15 protein-coding genes are annotated in these 17,335 nt (G+C 63.4%); 6 read left to right on the top strand and 9 right to left on the bottom strand.

Features of this window, described 5'->3' with window-relative positions; all coding sequences use genetic code 11:
* Nucleotides 1-6 precede the first annotated feature (6 nt).
* The 4 genes from EB233_RS17130 (at nucleotide 7) to EB233_RS17115 (ending at nucleotide 6,137) form a co-directional block, all read left to right on the top strand.
* Nucleotides 7-1,584, top strand: coding sequence for a trimethylamine methyltransferase family protein (locus EB233_RS17130; protein ID WP_027051361.1), 1,578 nt, complete (start codon nucleotides 7-9; stop codon nucleotides 1,582-1,584).
* Between the two features lie 135 nt (nucleotides 1,585-1,719).
* The gene (locus tag EB233_RS17125) at nucleotides 1,720-2,205 is read left to right on the top strand and encodes an endonuclease domain-containing protein (RefSeq protein ID WP_081293984.1); all 486 of its coding nucleotides are present in this window, start codon (nucleotides 1,720-1,722) and stop codon (nucleotides 2,203-2,205) included.
* Nucleotides 2,202-4,772, top strand: coding sequence for a GcvT family protein (locus tag EB233_RS17120; protein WP_064988360.1), 2,571 nt, complete (start codon nucleotides 2,202-2,204; stop codon nucleotides 4,770-4,772). The genes EB233_RS17125 and EB233_RS17120 overlap by 4 nt, the downstream gene beginning before the upstream one ends.
* Before the next feature lie 9 nt (nucleotides 4,773-4,781).
* Nucleotides 4,782-6,137 (top strand): M24 family metallopeptidase, encoded by a 1,356-nt coding sequence (locus EB233_RS17115; protein ID WP_064988359.1) that lies wholly within the window; start codon nucleotides 4,782-4,784, stop codon nucleotides 6,135-6,137.
* Here the strand turns inward: EB233_RS17115 and EB233_RS17110 are convergent.
* Nucleotides 6,102-6,929: a phosphate/phosphite/phosphonate ABC transporter substrate-binding protein gene (locus EB233_RS17110; protein ID WP_064988358.1), complete on the bottom strand. Its 828-nt coding sequence runs from the start codon at nucleotides 6,927-6,929 to the stop codon at nucleotides 6,102-6,104. The genes EB233_RS17115 and EB233_RS17110 overlap by 36 nt on opposite strands.
* A gap of 93 nt (nucleotides 6,930-7,022) precedes the next feature.
* Complete coding sequence (locus EB233_RS17105; RefSeq protein WP_064988357.1) at nucleotides 7,023-8,033, bottom strand: fatty acid desaturase; 1,011 nt, start codon at nucleotides 8,031-8,033, stop codon at nucleotides 7,023-7,025.
* Between the two features lie 230 nt (nucleotides 8,034-8,263).
* On the opposite strand from EB233_RS17105, the gene EB233_RS17100 reads away from it, so the two are divergent.
* Both EB233_RS17100 and bmt read left to right on the top strand, forming a co-directional pair.
* Nucleotides 8,264-9,121: a helix-turn-helix domain-containing protein gene (locus tag EB233_RS17100; RefSeq protein WP_064988814.1), complete on the top strand. Its 858-nt coding sequence runs from the start codon at nucleotides 8,264-8,266 to the stop codon at nucleotides 9,119-9,121.
* A gap of 106 nt (nucleotides 9,122-9,227) precedes the next feature.
* A complete protein-coding gene (gene bmt, locus EB233_RS17095; RefSeq protein ID WP_064988813.1) occupies nucleotides 9,228-10,250 on the top strand; it encodes a betaine--homocysteine S-methyltransferase in 1,023 nt (340 codons plus the stop codon).
* A 10-nt stretch (nucleotides 10,251-10,260) separates the two neighbouring features.
* On the opposite strand, the gene EB233_RS17090 is transcribed toward bmt, so the two are convergent.
* From EB233_RS17090 to EB233_RS17060, 7 genes are all read right to left on the bottom strand, one after another.
* Complete coding sequence (locus tag EB233_RS17090) at nucleotides 10,261-10,608, bottom strand: hypothetical protein (protein ID WP_244277592.1); 348 nt, start codon at nucleotides 10,606-10,608, stop codon at nucleotides 10,261-10,263.
* Nucleotides 10,609-10,663: 55 nt separating this feature from the next.
* The gene (locus EB233_RS17085; RefSeq protein ID WP_064988812.1) at nucleotides 10,664-11,359 is read right to left on the bottom strand and encodes a glutamine amidotransferase-related protein; all 696 of its coding nucleotides are present in this window, start codon (nucleotides 11,357-11,359) and stop codon (nucleotides 10,664-10,666) included.
* 161 nt (nucleotides 11,360-11,520) lie between these two features.
* Nucleotides 11,521-13,659, bottom strand: coding sequence for a VWA domain-containing protein (locus EB233_RS17080; protein ID WP_064988356.1), 2,139 nt, complete (start codon nucleotides 13,657-13,659; stop codon nucleotides 11,521-11,523).
* A gap of 2 nt (nucleotides 13,660-13,661) precedes the next feature.
* Nucleotides 13,662-14,222: an RNA polymerase sigma factor gene (locus EB233_RS17075; RefSeq protein WP_064988811.1), complete on the bottom strand. Its 561-nt coding sequence runs from the start codon at nucleotides 14,220-14,222 to the stop codon at nucleotides 13,662-13,664.
* A 189-nt stretch (nucleotides 14,223-14,411) separates the two neighbouring features.
* Nucleotides 14,412-15,149 (bottom strand): dienelactone hydrolase family protein, encoded by a 738-nt coding sequence (locus tag EB233_RS17070; RefSeq protein WP_081293983.1) that lies wholly within the window; start codon nucleotides 15,147-15,149, stop codon nucleotides 14,412-14,414.
* A 145-nt stretch (nucleotides 15,150-15,294) separates the two neighbouring features.
* Nucleotides 15,295-16,602 carry a CynX/NimT family MFS transporter gene (locus EB233_RS17065; RefSeq protein WP_064988354.1) on the bottom strand — a complete coding sequence of 436 codons (1,308 nt, stop codon included), beginning with the start codon at nucleotides 16,600-16,602 and terminating at the stop codon, nucleotides 15,295-15,297.
* Nucleotides 16,599-17,276, bottom strand: a complete 678-nt coding sequence (locus EB233_RS17060) for a FadR/GntR family transcriptional regulator (protein ID WP_064988353.1) — start codon at nucleotides 17,274-17,276, stop codon at nucleotides 16,599-16,601. Before EB233_RS17060 ends, EB233_RS17065 begins: the two co-directional genes overlap by 4 nt.
* Nucleotides 17,277-17,335: the final 59 nt, after the last annotated feature.

Genomic DNA, 17,335 nt, shown 5'->3' with positions numbered 1-17,335 from the left:
ACCATCATGACCGCCGCCCTACAATCCTTGGAATCGGCCCAGGCACCCGACCGTGCCCGCCGTGGCGGCCGCGCCGGCAAGCGCGCCGGCGGCTCGGCCGCCTTCGAGCAGCCGGCTTTCCGCCAGTTGAGAAACCCGCTGACGCCGACCAAGCTGGTGTCGGACGACGAGCTGGAATCGATCCACCTTGCCTCGCTACGCGTGCTGAGGGAAATCGGCGTCGACGTCCTGCATGACGAGGCACGGCGTATCATGAAGGCGCATGGCGCCGACGTCCGCGAAGGCTCCGAACGCGTGCGCTTCGACAGCGACATGATCCTCGAGCTTGTCTCGCATTGCCCCTCGGAATTCACGCTGCATGCCCGCAACCCCGCGCACAATCTGCGGTTCGGCGGCAACAACGTTATCCTGTCGATGATGGCTTCGGCACCCAACTGCTCGGATATCGATCGCGGCCGCAGGCCAGGCAACCAGGCCGACTACCGCAATTTCCTGCGCCTGGCGCAGATGCACAACATCCTGAACTGCACGGGCGGCTATCCGGTCGAGCCGACGGACATCCATCCCTCGGTCCGCCACCTCGAATGCATCCGCGACCTCGCCATGCTGACCGACAAGGTGTTCCACATCTATTCGCTCGGCAAGGAGCGCAATGTCGACGGCATCGAGATCACCCGCATCGCACGCGGCATCAGCCACGAGCAGATGCTGGAAGAACCGTCCGTCTTCACCATCATCAACACCAACTCGCCGCTCAAGCTCGACGTGCCGATGATGGAAGGCATCATCCAGATGTCGAGCAAGGGCCAGGTCGTTGTCGTCACGCCCTTCACTCTGTCGGGGGCCATGGCGCCGGTGACCATCGCCGGCGCGCTGGTGCAGCAGAATGCCGAGGCGCTTTCCGGCATCGCCTTTGCCCAGATGGTGCGCAAGGGCGCTCCCGTGGGCTATGGCGGCTTTACCTCCAATGTCGACATGAAGTCCGGTTCACCAGCCTTCGGCACGCCCGAATACATGAAGGCGCAGCTTGTCGGCGGCCAGCTTGCCCGCCGCTACAACATCCCTTACCGCACCTCTAACACCTGCGCCGCCAACACCGTCGACGCACAGGCGGCCTATGAAAGCGTCTTTTCGCTGTGGGGCGCGATCCAGGGCGGTGGCAACATGATGATGCACGGTGCCGGTTGGCTGGAAGGCGGGCTGCGCTGCTCCTACGAAAAGACCATCCTCGACATCGATCTCTTGCAGATGGTGGCCGAATTCCTGACCCCGCTCGACCTGTCCGAGGAAGCGCTCGGCTTCGACGCCATCCAATCGGTCGGCCCGGGCGGCCATTTCTTCGGCACGCAGCACACGCAGGACCGCTACAAGACCGCGTTCTACTCGCCGATCCTTTCCGACTGGCGTAATTACGAGACCTGGGCCGAAGCCGGCTCGCCGACGGCGCTGGAAAAAGCCAACAAGGTCTGGAAGGAGCGGCTGGCATCGTATGACGAGCCCTACATGGATCCGGCGATCCGCGAGGAGCTCAACGCTTTCGTCCAGAAGCGCACGGCCGAAGGCGGTGCGCCGACCGATTTTTGATCAATGTTGGTGATGAACGGTCGACCCCCACTCCGTCGAGCTTCGCTCGACACCTCTCCCCCGATCGACGGGGGAGAGGAAAGGCGCGCGCTTAGCCAGGCTGGCTCCCTTCCTCTCCCTCCGGAGGGGGGAGAGGTGGCGCCGCGAAGCGGCGACGGAGTGGGCGAAGGCCGCCCCGCCACACGCAGCCGCCGCAAAACAGGCACCACCCAGCGAGCCAGAAAACTCAGGCAAGGTGACAACCAGGCCGAAGCACTGCTTTGGCTTGAGTTAAAAGCCCGCAAACTTGGCGGCTACAAGCTCACTCGACAATTCTCTATCGGACCATACTTCGCAGACTTTTGTTGCCGCGAAAAATGGCTGGTCGTCGAAATCGACGGACACCAGCACGCCGACAGTTCATACGATCGCCGCCGCGACGAGTTTATGCGTGCCCAGGGCTATTCAATCCTGCGTCTTTGGAGCCATGACGTTGTAAAACATCGTACTTCCGCCTGTGAAACCATCCTCGCCGCGCTTAACGACAAGCTGACCGAAAACATAGCAGTCTCCGACCTGCGCTTTGTTTTCACGCCGCGCACATCCGATTCAATTTCTCCAAAAACGGACCTATCTTCATGAAATCCCACGTAAAAGCGGTTGTCATAGGCGGCGGCGTCGTCGGCTGCTCGGTTCTCTACCACCTCGCCAAGGCCGGCTGGACCGACATCATGCTGATCGAGCGCTCGGAGCTGACCTCCGGGTCGTCCTGGCACGCGGCGGGCGGCTTCCATACGCTGAATGGCGACCCCAACGTCGCCAAGCTGCAGGCCTACACCGTGCAGCTTTACAAGGAGATCGAGGAGATCTCGGGCCAGTCCTGCTCGCTGCACCTGACCGGCGGCGTCATGATGGCCGACACGCCCGAGCGCATGGATTTCCTGCGCCTTGCCCACGCCAAGGGCCGCTATCTCGGCATGGACACCGAGCTGATCACCCCGTCCGAAGCCAAGGCGATGTTCCCGCTGATGGACGAGACCAACTTCGTCGGCGCCATGTGGGACCCGGTCGAAGGCCATCTCGACCCCTCGGGCACGACCATCGCCTACTCCAAGGCCGCCAAAAAGCTCGGCGCCGAGATCGTGCTGCGCAACCGCGTCGTCGACCTGACGCAGCAGCCTGACGGCACCTGGAATGTCGTCACCGAACAGGGCACGGTCCATGCCGAGCATGTCGTCAATTGCGGCGGCCTGTGGGCGCGCGAGATCGGCCGCATGGTCGGCGTCGAATTGCCGGTGCTGGCGATGGAGCACATGTACCTCTTGACCGAGCCGATGCCGGAGGTCGAGGAGTTCAACAAGTCGACCGGCCGCGAAATGATCGGCGTGCTCGACTTCAAGGGCGAGATCTACACCCGCCAGGAGCGCAACGGCATCCTGCTCGGCACCTATGAAAAGGCCTGCAAGCCGTGGTCGCCGGTCAACACCCCATGGGATTTCGGCCATGAATTGCTGCCGCCTGATCTCGACCGCATCGCGCCGTCGCTGGAAATCGGCTTCAAGCATTTCCCCGGCATCGAAAAAGCCGGTATCAAGCAGATCATCAACGGTCCCTTCACCTTCGCGCTCGACGGCAACCCGCTGGTCGGCCCTGTACAGGGCCTGACCAATTTCTGGTGCGCCTGCGCCGTCATGGCCGGCTTCAGCCAGGGCGGCGGCGTCGGCCTCGCACTATCGAACTGGATGGTGCATGGCGATCCCGGCTTCGACGTCTGGGGCATGGATGTCGCCCGCTTCGGCGAATGGGCCGGCCTGCGCTACACCAACGCCAAGGTGCGCGAAAACTATTCACGTCGTTTCTCCATCCGCTTCCCCAATGAGGAACTGCCGGCGGCTCGCCCGGCGCAGACGACGCCGCTCTACGACACCATGCTGGCCAACAATGCCGTCATGGGCGACTCGTGGGGTCTCGAAACCCCTCTGTGGTTCGCGCCGAAAGGCAAGGAACCGAAGGACATCGTCTCCTTCCACCGCTCCAACGATTTCGGGCCGATCGGCGAGGAAGTCCGCGCCACGCGCGAGCGCGTCGGCGTCACTGAGATCGCCAACTTCGCCAAATACGAAGTGTCGGGACCGGGCGCGGAAGAGTTCCTCAACCGGCTCATGACCAACCGCATGCCGAAGACCGGCCGCATCGTGCTCACCCCGATGATTAACGAATTCGGCAAGCTGATCGGCGACTTCACCATTGCCAAGGCCAGCGAGGACCGCTTCATGATCTGGGGGTCTTCCGCCGCGCAGAAATACCACATGCGCTGGTTCGAAAAGCACCTGCCCAAGGATGGTTCGGTGCGCATCCACCGCTTCGACCAGACGCTGGTCGGCCTCTCGATCGCCGGACCAAGATCGCGCGACCTGTTGCAGAAGCTGGTCGATGTCGACATCTCGACCAAGGCTTTCCGCTTCATGGATTTCCGCGAGATGGCGGTCGGCGGCGCGCCGTGCCTGGTCAACCGCATCACCTATACCGGCGACCTCGGCTACGAGATCTGGATGGCGCCGGCCTACCAGCGGCTGGTTTACAAGGCGATCAAGGACGCCGGCGAAGAATTCGGCCTGGTCGATTTCGGCATGCGCGCCCTGCTGTCGATGCGCCTCGAAAAGAACTTCCCGACCTGGTTCCGCGAGCTCAGGCCGATCTACGGGCCGTTCGAAGGCTCGATGGACCGCTTCATCAAGCTTGAGAAAAACGACTTCATCGGCCGCGAAGCTGCTGCCAAGGAACAAGCCGAAGGTCCAAAACTGCGCCGTGTCTCCTTCATCGTCGACGCTGCCGACGCCGACGTGATGGGCGACGAGCCGATCTGGGCCAAGGTCAGCAAGGATTATGGCTCGGTGGAAAAACCGCATGGCTACGGTGCGCCGCGCTTCGACACATCCGGCAAGGAAGTGCGTGGCTCCAAGGCTGCCGAAGGCGCGTCTGCCGTGCGCGGCATTGTCGATGGCGAATGGCGCGTGGTCGGCTGGGTCACCTCGGGCGGTTATGCCCATTACGTCCAGAAATCGATGGCGCAGGGCTATGTTCCGGCAGCCCTTGCCGAGGATGAAAGTGCCGGCCTGTTCGAGATCGAGATTCTCGGCCACCGGCGCCCTGCCCGCATCAATATCGAGGCGCCATTCGACCCGAGCGGCGAGAAGATGCGGACCTGAGGCTCGGTCATGGACAGCGCGGCGCCAAAAGGAAGCTTCGGCCGCCACCGCAAGATCATGCCATTCAAGCCGGGCTCGATCGAGGCCCTGCGCGACGCCTCCCGCCAGAAGGCGGCGTCACTCAATCAGCATGTGCTGGGTTACGGCGCCCAGGCTGAAGCAGAATGGGCGGCGGCAGGCATTGCCGCCCCCGATCTTCCGGCGATGCGCAAATACCGGCTGGAGCGCATCCGCGCAGAGCTGAAGCGCCGCGGCTATGCCGGCGCCCTGCTCTACGACCCCGTCAACATCCGCTACGCCACCGATTCGACCAACATGCAGCTGTGGGTGGCGCACAATCCGACGCGGCATTGTTTCGTCGCCGCCGACGGGCCGGTGGTGCTGTTCGACTATTTTTCCTGCGAGCATCTGTCCGACCACTCCGGGGTCGTCGACGAGGTGCGCCCCGCGGTGTCGTGGATGTATCTCTATGGCGGCGAATTGACCGAGCAGAAAGTCCGCCGCTGGGCCACCGGCATCGCCGATCTGGTGAGGGACCATGGCGGCGGCAACAGCCGCATCGCTGTCGACCACCTCAATCCCGAAGGCGTCGAGGAACTCGCGCGCCTCGGCATCTCCATCGGCAATGGCGAAGCGGTGATGGAGAATGCGCGGCTGATCAAATCGCCGGATGAAATCCTTGCCATGCGCCGCGCCATCGTCGCTTGCGAAGCTGCGATGGGCGAGATGGAACAGGCGCTGAAGCCGGGCATCTCCGAGAACGAGCTGTGGGCGGAACTGCATCGCGGCAATATCGCGCGCGGCGGCGAATGGATCGAGACCCGGCTGCTGGCGTCGGGGCCGCGCACCAATCCCTGGTTCCAGGAATGCTCGTCGCGCAAAATCGAGGCCGGCGATCTCGTCGCCTTCGACACCGACCTGATCGGCCCCTACGGCTTCTGCGCCGACCTGTCGCGCACCTGGCTGTGCGGCGATACCGAGCCGACCAATGAACAGCGCGATCTGTTCCGTATCGCCGCCGACCAGATCGAACACAACACAGACTTGATGCGGCCCGGCATTTCGTTCCGCGACCTGGTCGAGCGCTCGGCGGTGCCGCCAGGAGACTGCTTCCCGACCCGTTATGGCGTGCTTTACCACGGCGTCGGCCTGGCCGACGAATACCCGACCTTGCCGCATGCCAGCGACTGGACTTCAGACACGCCCGACGGCGTGCTCGAACCAGGCATGGTCCTGTGCGTGGAAAGCTATATCGGCCGGCTCGGTGGGCGCGAAGGCGTCAAGATCGAGGAGCAGATCCTGATCACCGAGACCGGCAACGAGCAGCTTTCAACCTACCCTTTGGATGCGAGGCTGCTGGGCTAGGCCGGCAAGGGCTTCGCGCATGGCTTGAACTGTCTTTTCCGGCGTCGTCCTGGCCGTGATGAACGGCAGGCCCTTGCGCCGTGCCGTCCAGCCGACGATCACCACTTTCCGAGCCGCTGGTTCGAAACGCTGCGCCAGCGCCCAGCTTTCACAGTCGATCGCAGCGACATCCGCCCTGCCCTCAGCCACGGTGACGATGGAGCCGCGATGGCCGCCACTTTCGCCGCGCGATGAGAAGATATCGAGGGTTTCGCCGGCCGCTTTCAGGTCGCGCGTCAGCGCGATGATACCCGACATGGAATCCAGGCTGTTGAAGGTGAAGCGCTTGCCACGGATGCGATCAAGCGGAAGCACGGCCTTGCCATCGGCTGGCGACCGAACCTCGTCACCCTCGCCTGCCCGCATCACCAGCGCGCTGCAATAGAGTTCGCCTTGCCCGCCTTCATAGGCGTCGTAGCTTGGTTGGCCGACCACCTGAACATGCTGCGACAGGCCAAGTTCCATGGGCCCCCAGCAGGTCTGCGCGAACAGCAAAGCCGGATGCAGCCAGAGCTTGTGGAAGTCCAGTTCGTCAGGTGGCAAGGTCGCGGGATCGGGTGCGATCAGGTTTCCGGCGGCGTCATGGATGCCGCCAGGCACGGCAGGCAGGTCACCATTGCGGCGAACGATGGCTTCAGGCGCATCCACGCCCCTCTGCCGGAGGGCATCGCGCAACAGTGCCCATTGCGCGTCGATAGCGTCGCGAACTTCGGGCCAGTCATACATCGGCAACGCCGCAATCAATTCGCTCATGCCGATATCAAATCATCATGTCTGGAGAAAGGATCGCAAAAACGCGCCGTCCAATCAGAATTGGCCGACTCGGGGACCCTGGGTTGCCCGGACTTATTCCTTGGGCGGCTCGGCGGGCACCGGCGCGGTGCCGAGCCCATTGATGCTGTGCGCCCGGATGCGCGGCTTGAAGGCCCGGCCGTGCTCGGGTGCGCGTCGCAGCACCGGGTGCACGATCGGCTCCTTCGCCTTGAAGGCGTAGGCTTTGATCAGCGCGAAATAGTTTGGATAGACATAGCCATTGTTCATCCTCAGCCATTCGTCGCGGCGCTCGCGAAACAGCTTGGGCAGTCTGTACCAGGCCGCCGTCGGGGCTTTGTGATGGACAAAGTGCAGATTGTTGTTGAGGAACAGGAGCGACAGCGGCGAGCGCTCGATGATCACCGTGCGGCCTTCCGGGTGCTCGGACCACTGATGCTCGGCGAAAGTGCGGATCGCGATCAGCGATTGGCCGAGCCATACCGGCACCAGAATGTATAGCCACAGCGGAATGCCGAAGCCGAACTGCACGATCGGCACCACGATGGCGAGGCCGATCGCATGCAGCAGCCAGGCTTTTCGGATCGCCTTGTCGCCGGCCATCATCTGCTTGGCATCGTCGATGAAGAAGCCGATGCAGGACAGCCAGGGGCCGAGGAAGAAACGGCCGGCCATGGTGTTGTTGATGTTGAGCAGGAATTTCATCGTCTGCGGCAACTCGTCATGCTGCCAGAGCGCCTGATAATAGCTCTCGGGATCGTCAAGCGGATCGGTCAGCCGCTCGTCGGCATGGTGGCGCAAATGCAGCGTCTTGAAGCGCCGGAACGGCCACACCAGGCCGATCGGCAGGAAGACGAAGGCCTCGTTGACCAGCGCGCTGCGCGTCGGATGGCCATGCAGCACTTCATGCATGATCGACGACTGCAGTGCCAGGACAAAGCCGAGGAGAAAGAGCGCCACGATGGGATAGGAAGGCCAGAGCAGGAAACCGGTGGCAAGCCAAGTTCCGTAACAGAAGAAAGCGAGAGCCGTGGTCGGCCACTCGATGGCCGGTGTGTTGCGTCGCTTGATGCTCTTGCCTGTCATGCTATCGACCACTGCCCCTCAGTCGCCGGAACCCCCAATGGTTCCTGACAACATAGTGTCAGGAGAAACGATTCCACTCAACGCGACAAAGTATACAAAATGTTGCGATTGCGCATTTTTGACCGCACATGTTACACATTGTAAACAGTCTTAGGGATTCATTTACGCCTAAGACGCCACCCTGGGCCGGTTCGGCGCAAATTTTTCCTCAGGATTCGCGGAGCATGGCGATGGACAAACGGGACCTGTCAGCAATCTTTCGGGAGCGCCTGAAGCTGCTCCTGACACGCTCCGACCTCAACCAGTCGGCATTCGCGTCAGCTGTCGGCATCGATCGTTCGGCACTGTCGCAGCTGATGTCGGGCGCTTCGACGCGTCTGCCGCGCGCCGAGACGCTGCTCAACATGGCAGCCGAATTCAAGGTGTCGCTCGACTGGCTGCTCGGTCTCAGCCAGGATGAAGGCGTTACCGGCGAAATCCGCGAAAGCCTGGAGATCGAGGAAGCGCCCGACGGTTTCGACCGCACCCTGCTCGCCAAGTGGTTCGCCGAGGCCGCGGGCACCAAGATCCGCTATGTGCCGGCCGGCATTCCCGACCTCCTGCGGACCCGCGCGCTGGTCGATTACGAGGCCAACATCACCAACAGGAGTCGCTTGGCCCAGGCCAGCGAGACCCAATACCGCATCGAATACAACCGGCGACCGGAAACCGACATGGAAGTCTGCATGCCGCGCCACACGCTGGAGATTTTTGCGCGCGGCCTCGGCGTATGGGACCGCTTTCCGGAGGCAGACCGCCGCCAGCAGCTCGCCCACATGGCGACACTGCTCGACGATCTCTACCCCACCTTTCGCCTGTTCCTCTATGACGGCCGCATGCGCTATTCGATCCCGCTGACCATCTTCGGCCCCTACCGTGCCGCCATCTATGTCGGCGACATGTATGTGGTGCTGAACGCCACCCAGCCGGTGCAGGCGCTGACCCGGCATTTCGACAATCTTATCCGTGCCGCCGACATCAACCCGCACGAGGCCGCCGCCTTCGCGCGCAATCTCGCCGGCATGTCGTTTCCATCGGGCGCTGTCTGATCGCCGGCAGTCGCCGTATCGACCGGGTCGTCGCCCGCAAATCATTGACTAGACATAAAGACTTCTTTATATCCTTATTCGAATTCGAAACACGAAAGCCAATATGATGACGACGACCAATCCGATTGATGCCCTGCTGGCTGAAAAGGGCGTGCTTTTGGCCGATGGCGCCACCGGCACCAACCTGTTCGCGATGGGCCTGGAGGCCGGCGAGGCGCCGGAACTACTGAACGAGACAGCCCCTGACACCATCACCAGCCTGCACCAGAACTTCGTCGATGCCGGCGCCGACATCATCCTGACCAATTCCTTTGGCGGCACCCGTCATCGGCTGAAACTCCACCATGCGCAGGACCGTGTGCACGCGCTGAACAATCGCGCCGCCGAGATTGCGCGGGCCGTCGCCGACAAGGCCGGGCGCAAGGTGATCGTCGCCGGCTCCGTCGGCCCGACCGGCGAATTGCTGGTGCCGCTCGGCGCCATGACCTATGACGAGGCGGTCGACGCTTTTGCCGAGCAGATCGAGGGCCTCAAGGAAGGCGGAGCCGAAGTCGCCTGGATCGAGACCATGTCGGCGCCCGACGAGATCCGTGCCGCCGCCGAAGCAGCCATACGCGTTGGCCTGCCCTACACCTATACCGGCTCCTTCGACACCGCGGGCCGCACCATGATGGGCCTGCTGCCGAAAGACATCCACGGCGTCGTCGACGGCTTGGCGCAAGCCCCGCTCGGCGTTGGCGCCAATTGCGGCGTCGGCGCCTCGGACATACTGGCATCGCTGCTCGACATGACCGAGGCGAAGCCGCAGGCGACGGTCATCGTCAAGGGCAATTGCGGCATCCCGGAATTCCGCGGCACCGAAATCCATTATTCCGGCACGCCGGAATTGATGGCCGATTATGTGCGTCTGGCCGTCGATGCCGGCGCGAAAATCGTCGGCGGCTGCTGCGGCACCTCGTTCCAGCACCTTGCCGCCATGCGCAAGGCGCTCGATGCCCACACCAAGGCGGATCGTCCGACGGTTGCGGCAATCGTCGAGCGCATCGGTCCGATGCGCAACAAGGTGGCGACGGAAAACACCGCCGAGACAAGCGAAGCCCGCCGCGAACGGCGCCGGGGCCGGGGCTGAAGCTTTTTGATTATTCGCTGTTGTCGGCGTAGCTCGACTGCGCCGACTTGAAATCGACCACGTTGTCGCCGCGCATCGTCATCAGCGCGCCTGATGAAGCCGGATCGGTGATGTGTTCCAGCATGGCGCGGAAGCGGTCGTTGGTCAGGGCCGACATGGCGGTCTTGCGCGCCTGGGCGACGTCATCGCCGATGCGTCTGGTTTCTGCTGACGGGGCTGATGAAACCGCCGAAGTGTCGCGTGCCGGCGATGGCGAGTTGGCGATAGTCGTGATCTGCAATTCCGGCTCCCTCAAGCCTTTAGACATGACCGATGTAGCAACAGGGAGTTGCGATCCGGTACCGGAAATGCCGCGCAATTTAACGATCCCCGCAGATCGCCACAAACCGGCGATCCCACCGTCGTCAGGGCAGCTAAATCAACGGCGGAAAAAGCTTCCGCAGGAAGCCATCGAACCAGGCGGCTTGCGCCGCATCATGCAGACTCAAGAGGCGATCCTGCTCCTCGCGCGTCTGTGCGCCCGGCTTGTCGTAATTCGCTGTCGGGCGGTTCTGCACACGCTGAAATCCGGTTGGGGTTACTTCCGCATGGAACTGCAGGCCGTAGACCTTTTCGCCAATCCGAAAAGCCTGATTGGGAAACAGGGCGCTCGAGGCAAGGTGCTGGGCGCCTTCCGGCAGTTCGAGCCCATGCCAGTGTGACTGCGTCACATGGATCGGCGCAGGCAGGAAATCTTCCGCGCCCTCAGCCGGGTAAATTGGATAACAGCCAAACTCATGCACACCGCTTGCCGGCGGACCGACATGCGCGCCGTGAAGCCAAGCAATCTGCTGCGCGCCCTGGCAGATGCCGAGCAAGGGGATGCCGGCATTCATGCAGAAGTCGATAAACCGGTATTCGTCCAGCAAGAACGGATGCAGCGACGTGTCATATACATTGTACATGCCGCCATAAATCACGCCGCCTGCGACGGTATCGTCAGCATCGAGCGCCTCTCCGGCAAAGGCGCGGCGCAAGACCGGCTCGTAGCCGTTCTGCTGGAGGTAGGCGAACACACGGTCGTCTGCGGGCTCGTCGCTGTGCCGCACAAGGACAATGCGTTTCTTCATAGCTTCGCCTTTCATCTCGCCAGAATGGGTGGTGCAAGGCAGCCGCGCAACGAAAAAAAGCCGGCAAGGGAATGAACCCCTCGCCGGCCTGCCTCACCCGCCCGTAGGCCGGCTCCCGTGTCAGAACGACCGCCGTCTGAAAGGAACCGGCCGTATTGCCACTACCGGTTACCGCCCAGCGCCGAGGCAAGGCGCACAAGCGAAAGGAACTCGGACCTGTACCCAAACGGGTCGGCTCCTCGGGCGGCGGTGGCAATCTCCATGATCTTGTCGTAACCGAACTTCGCGGTGGCATCCTCGTCGCGCAGCTTCTGGCCGAAGGCGGCGACGGCGACGGAGAAACGCTGGTCGGTGCTGGCCTGGTCGAAGGACGACACCTCGTTGGCCGAGGTCACCGGCGTGGTGATCAGCTTCGAGACGTCCTCGTTCGGCAGCTTGTAGCGGATCTTGACGAAGGCATATTCGTCCGCATTGGCGACGCCGCCATTGTTGACTGTGGCCTGGCCGTAGCGCAGCGGGTCGATCTGCTCGCCGCCGCTGCCCTTCGGCGTGATCTCGTAGATCGCGGTGACCGAATGGCCCGAGCCGATATCGCCAGCGTCGACGCGGTCATTGTTGAAATCCTCGCGGTTGAGCGCCCGGGTCTCGTAGCCGATCAGCCGGTACTCCGAGACCTTGTTCGGGTTGAATTCGACCTGGATCTTCACGTCCTTGGCAATCGGGAACAGCGTCGAGGAGGCGTCCTCGACCAGCACCTTTTCGGCCTCGGCCAGCGTGTCGATATAGGCAGCGGTGCCGTTGCCGTTCTGGGCGATGGTCTGCATCATCTGGTCGTTCAGATTGTCGTGGCCGAAACCGAACACGGACAGGAAGACGCCCGACTTGCGCTCCTGTTCGATCAGGCGCTTCAAATCATCGTCGTCGCTCTGCCCGACATTGAAGTCGCCATCGGTGGCCAGCATAACCCGGTTGACGCCGTCCTTGACGAAGGATTTCTGCGCCAGCCTATAGGCTTCCTTGATGCCCGCCTCGCCGGCCGTGCTGCCGCCGGGTGTCAGATTGTCGATAGCATTGAGAATCTTGTCCTTTTCGGAGGCCTTGGTCGGCTCCAGGACCGTGCCCGCTTCGCCGGCATAAGTGACGATGGAAATGGTGTCGTCGGCCTTCAGCTTGCCGACCAGCAGCCGGAATGCCGACTTGAGCAGCGGCAGTTTGTCGGGCTCGTCCATCGAGCCCGAGACGTCGATCAGGAACACCAGATTGGCCTTCGGCTGCTCGGTCGGCTTGATGTCGAAGCCCTTGATGGCGACATGCATCAGCTTCGTGTGCTCGTTCCACGGCGTCGGCATGACGCTGACGGTCGAGTTGAACGGCGTCGAGGCCGAGTCCGGCCCCTTCCAGTCGTAGGGGAAGTAGTTGATCATCTCCTCGACACGGACCGTGTCGGCCTGCGGCACGGAGCCTTCCTTCAGCGAACGGCGCACGAAGGAATAGGAGGCGGTGTCGACATCGATCGAGAAGGTCGAGACCGGATCTTCGAGCGCCGCATGAACCGGATTGGTCTTGAAATCCTGGACGCGGTTGCGGTTCTCCTCCGGCGGCGCCACCTGATCCGCCGGTGCCATGGTCGGCCGCGGCGCCATCAGCTTGGACTCGGCGGCGGGCATGCGGGCGACCCGCGACGTGCTGGGTGCGGCGGTGCCGTCGAGTGCGAACTCACCCGTCGGCGCTGGCGGTGCCGGTTCGGCCACTATGCCGCGCCCGAGCGCATCCTGCTGAGCGGAGCCACCGGCAATCGTTGATTCGGACTTCGGCGGCGCGGTCGGCGCGACCAGAACTTCCGTGGCGTCGCGGCTCTCGACATCCGCGTCGGCCTTCTTGTCCTTTTCCTGCAGGTTGGCCACGGTGGGCTCGTTGACCGTCTGATCTGCCGGCGCCTGCTTGGCCAGCGGCTTCAGCGTCGCCGGCTTGTCGGCCAGCGTCTCCGTGATCTTTTCGTCGCCACCGAATTTGGGCGGCTGTTCCCTCAGCAGATGGAAGGTGGCGTATCCGGCGATCGGCAGGGCGATGAGCCCGGCAAGGGCCGGCGTGGCGATGAACTTCTTTTGCATGATCTCGCTCCAGAGCTTTTGTGCTCGCTCCGTGAGACGAAGGCCGCCGACCGATCCTTGGGTGACGGCGGAAAAATTTTCCTGATCATACGCGCGCAGGGCGGCCTCGAAGGCCCGCGCCTTCGCACTCTCGCCCGGTGCCGGCACCGCCGCGTCGCGCAGTTTGTTGAGTTCGGTGTCGTCGACCATGGTCACACTTCCCCGGCCGAGCGCATCAGCGTCTTCAGCCGTTTCTTCGCTTCATGGATGTGCCAGGAAACCGTCGCCTCCGAGATCGTCATAGCCTCGGCGGCGGCCGCGTGGCTCAAGCCTTCGCCATAAACCAACAGCACGGCGTCGCGCTGCTTGTCCGGCAATTGCCGCACCGCGGCCCACAGCGCCTCTGCCGGATCCTCGCTCTCGGCCGGGGCCTCGCCCGAAATCAGCGCATGGACGCCATAGGCCGCGGTCTTGACCGTCTCGCGCGCGGTCTTTCGCATCGTGTCGCGCGCGGCGTTCATCGTCACGGAATAGAGCCATGTCGTGAAAGCGCCGCCACCACGATAGTCGCGGATCGCCTTGCCGAGCCGGACGCAGACTTCCTGGGCAATGTCTTCGGCATCCGCTTTCTTGCCGCACCAGCGATAGGCGGCGCGATAGACGAAGTCGTAGTGGCGCTCCAGCAATGTGCCGAAGGCCCCCCTGTCTCCGCCCTTCGCCCGCCCAATCAGTTCGGCGTCGGAGGCTTCGCTCTCATCCAGCATCATTGCCATCATTTGCCTGTTGGACGAAGGCTAATGGCTAATCCTTGGGGTGATGCAAAGATTCTTTTGGCAAGCGCTCCTTACCTTATCCCCGTTCATGGGGAGAAGATGCCCCGAAGCGGCGGATGAGGGGCCGCACGACTTTCGAAAGCTTGCTCTACCTCGCTGCCAAGCTGGACTTACTCACAGCACAATCGCTTACCCTAGCGTCTCCGCAAACAGCGCAATCAGCCTTTGCCAATGCCGCTCGGCGCCGGCTTCGTTGTACACGCCGTGGTCCGGCACGCACCAGCCATGCGCCATGCCGACATAATTCTCCAGCACATGGTCGACTTCGGCATTGCGCAGCGCCTCCTCCAGCCGGGTCGACTGCTCCGGAGGGAAACTCCTGTCGACGCCGGCCATGCCGACATAGAGCCGGGCCTTCATGGACGTCGCCTTGCGGTGTGGGCTGTCGGCGGCATCGCTGGCCAGATTGCCGCCATGGAAGCTGGCGGCGGCCTTGATCCTGTCCGGATAGGTCGCGGCGGCGTTCAGCGCCCGCGCGCCACCCATGCAATAGCCGACGGTGCCGATCGGACCCGTAACGCCTTCGCCGGCGAGCGCAGCGAGAAAGGCGGCGCTGTCGCTGATGGTCATCTCCTGCGTCGTACCGGTGACCAGCGCCATCAGCGCCACTTTCGTCTCTTCTACTGTAAAAGCCGTCCTGGCATCGAACGGCCCGTAAGGTGCGTTGCGATGGAAGAGATCCGGTACCAGCACCGCATAGCCTTCGCCCGCCAGCCGCTCGGCCATGCTATCGAGCGCCGGGCGTGGACCGAACGCGTCCTGGTAGAGAATGACACCGGCCTTGACCGGAGAAGCCTTGCGCGAACGGAACAGACCCGCCTTCGCCACGCCGTCACGGGTCTTGATCTGAAGGTCCTGCTTCGTCATTGCCTGCTCCATTGATCAGATGCGCGATACATATCCGCGCGAGCCGCCACGGCAAGGCGTTCCCTGAGCCTGTCGGTCAAGATTTCGTGCAGGATCGCGTGATGCGTTCGCAGGTTTCCGAGGCTGCGACGTGGAAGGGCTTGGATCAGCCGTCCCCCTCGATGCGAATGGTCCTTGCGCCGACATGCAGCGCTCGTCCGGCGCCGAACCCCATGACCGCGACGCCGAGCCCAAGCGCGACGAACAGGTAGGCCGATTCCGAGAAACTGCCTGTCCAGCCGCGGATCAGCCCCACCAGCAGCGGGCCGGCTGCCGCAAGCACATAGCCAACACCTTGCGCCATGCCCGAAAGATGCGCAGCGACATGCGAATCCGGCGACCGCAGCACGATCAGGGTCATGGCGGCGGCGATCAGGCCGCCCTGCCCGATGCCTTGCAACACCGCCCAGAAAAGCACGGTCGAGACCGGCGCGAACAGAATGCCGAGGAACGCAACCACCGCGATGACGACGAGCGCAACGTTGATGCCGCGCTGGTCCTTGAGCCGTACGGCAATGGACGGGACGGCAAGGCAGGTGATGACTTGCGCCATGACCGAGAGCGAGGCGACGGCACCGGCGCTGGCCGCGTCGAAGCCACGCTCGCGCAGGATCGGCGCCAGCCAGCCGAAGATGCAATAGGCAAGCGCCGACTGCAGCCCCATGAACAGCGTCACCTGCCAGGCCAGGCGATCGCGCCACAGGCCGACGACGCGAAAACCGCGATGGCTGACTTGCCGCCGGCTGCCCAGCGCCTGGGGGATCCAGATCAGCAGCACAAGCAATGTCGGCACCGCCCATCCAGCGAGTGCGCCTGACCACGAACCCGTGACAAAATGCTCGATCGGCAGGGTGAGACCGGCGGCAGCGGCCGAACCGGCGCAGAGCGCCATGGTGTAGAGCCCGGTCATGACGGCGGCCCGGTCGGCGAAATCACGCTTGACCAGGCCGGGCAAAAGCACGTTGCCGATGGCAATGGCGCCGCCGGCAAGGAAAGTGGCGACAAACAGCAGTGGCACCGAGCCGAACCAGCGCAGGCCGGTTCCCAGCGCCAGCAGCACAAGCGCACCGAGCAGAGTGCGCTCCGCCCCGTAGCGCTGGGCGAGCCTGGGCGCAAAGGGCGCGAACAGGCCGAGACACAGCACCGGAAGCGTGGTCAGCAGGCTGGCGCCGGTCGTCGAAAGACCGGTCGCCTGCATCACCTCGGGCAACAGCACCGACAGGCTGGAAAACAGCGGCCGCAGATTGAAGGCGATCAGCACGAGGCTTGCACCAAGCACGATGCGCGCGGCGCGGCTGAGTGGCTCGGGTGGCTGCGGCTGCGGCAGGCTATCGGCTTCGGCATCGATGAGCTCCAGTCCCTCGACGGCCTTGGATTGCACCGTCGGGGCGGGCTGACGAAACGTCTGGTTCATTGGGAAAGCAGTCTTTCGAGTTGGGCAAGCACCGGCGCCATGAAAGCGCGAACGGCGGCAACCGCGCGGTCGGGATCGCTTGCGGCGATCGCGTCGACGATTGCCGCGTGCGCCTGTTGATCCGGCTCGGGCAGTTCGCCGTCGATGGTGGCATGGATGGTTTCGGTGATGGCGGCGGTGAAGAAGTCGTAGAGCTCCATCATCGCCCTGTTGCCGGAAGCCGCGACGACCGATTTGTGGAAAGCGAGGTCGCGCCGGATGAAGGCTTCGCTGCCGCCATCGGCGACCGTGCCGCGCTCGGCCAGCAGCCGGCGCATCTGGTCGAGATCGGCGGGCGTGCGGCGCAAGGCGGCCAACCGTGCGGCCTCCAGGTCCAATGCCGCCCGCGCCTCCCATTGATCGCGCAAACCGGTGCGTTTGACCCGGTCGAGAGCCGCGGAAGAATCGACAGTCGAGCGCACGTAGGTGCCCGAGCCCTGGCGCGTATCCAGCAATCCCTGCGAGACAAGCACCCGCACCGCCTCACGCACCGTGCCGCGGCTGACCGACAGAAGATCGCTGAGAGCCGCCTCATTGGGGATGCGCTCGCCGATACCCCAGCGGCCGCCGATGATCTCGGCCCGCAGGCTGTCGGTGGCGCTGTCGGTGAGATTGGTTCTGCTGGCAGGTTGCATCGGCCTATTCATCAAGTCATCAGATGACTTGATGAATAGGCTTGCTTTCGGCACCCGTC

This window comes from Mesorhizobium erdmanii, assembly GCF_013170725.1.
In the GTDB taxonomy this organism is placed as follows: domain Bacteria; phylum Pseudomonadota; class Alphaproteobacteria; order Rhizobiales; family Rhizobiaceae; genus Mesorhizobium; species Mesorhizobium erdmanii.
This window is presented reverse-complemented; position numbering and strand designations above follow the sequence as displayed.

Excerpts from the sequence above, each read along its gene's own strand:
- EB233_RS17130 (WP_027051361.1), top strand. The coding sequence starts at position 7 with ATGACCGCCGCCCTACAATCCTTGGAATCGGCCCAGGCACCCGACCGT.
- EB233_RS17120 (WP_064988360.1), top strand. The coding sequence starts at position 2,202 with ATGAAATCCCACGTAAAAGCGGTTGTCATAGGCGGCGGCGTCGTCGGC.
- EB233_RS17115 (WP_064988359.1), top strand. The coding sequence starts at position 4,782 with ATGGACAGCGCGGCGCCAAAAGGAAGCTTCGGCCGCCACCGCAAGATC.
- EB233_RS17110 (WP_064988358.1), bottom strand. The coding sequence starts at position 6,929 with ATGAGCGAATTGATTGCGGCGTTGCCGATGTATGACTGGCCCGAAGTT.
- EB233_RS17105 (WP_064988357.1), bottom strand. The coding sequence starts at position 8,033 with ATGACAGGCAAGAGCATCAAGCGACGCAACACACCGGCCATCGAGTGG.
- EB233_RS17100 (WP_064988814.1), top strand. The coding sequence starts at position 8,264 with ATGGACAAACGGGACCTGTCAGCAATCTTTCGGGAGCGCCTGAAGCTG.
- bmt (WP_064988813.1), top strand. The coding sequence starts at position 9,228 with ATGACGACGACCAATCCGATTGATGCCCTGCTGGCTGAAAAGGGCGTG.
- EB233_RS17085 (WP_064988812.1), bottom strand. The coding sequence starts at position 11,359 with ATGAAGAAACGCATTGTCCTTGTGCGGCACAGCGACGAGCCCGCAGAC.
- EB233_RS17080 (WP_064988356.1), bottom strand. The coding sequence starts at position 13,659 with ATGGTCGACGACACCGAACTCAACAAACTGCGCGACGCGGCGGTGCCG.
- EB233_RS17075 (WP_064988811.1), bottom strand. The coding sequence starts at position 14,222 with ATGGCAATGATGCTGGATGAGAGCGAAGCCTCCGACGCCGAACTGATT.
- EB233_RS17070 (WP_081293983.1), bottom strand. The coding sequence starts at position 15,149 with ATGACGAAGCAGGACCTTCAGATCAAGACCCGTGACGGCGTGGCGAAG.
- EB233_RS17065 (WP_064988354.1), bottom strand. The coding sequence starts at position 16,602 with ATGAACCAGACGTTTCGTCAGCCCGCCCCGACGGTGCAATCCAAGGCC.
- EB233_RS17060 (WP_064988353.1), bottom strand. The coding sequence starts at position 17,276 with ATGCAACCTGCCAGCAGAACCAATCTCACCGACAGCGCCACCGACAGC.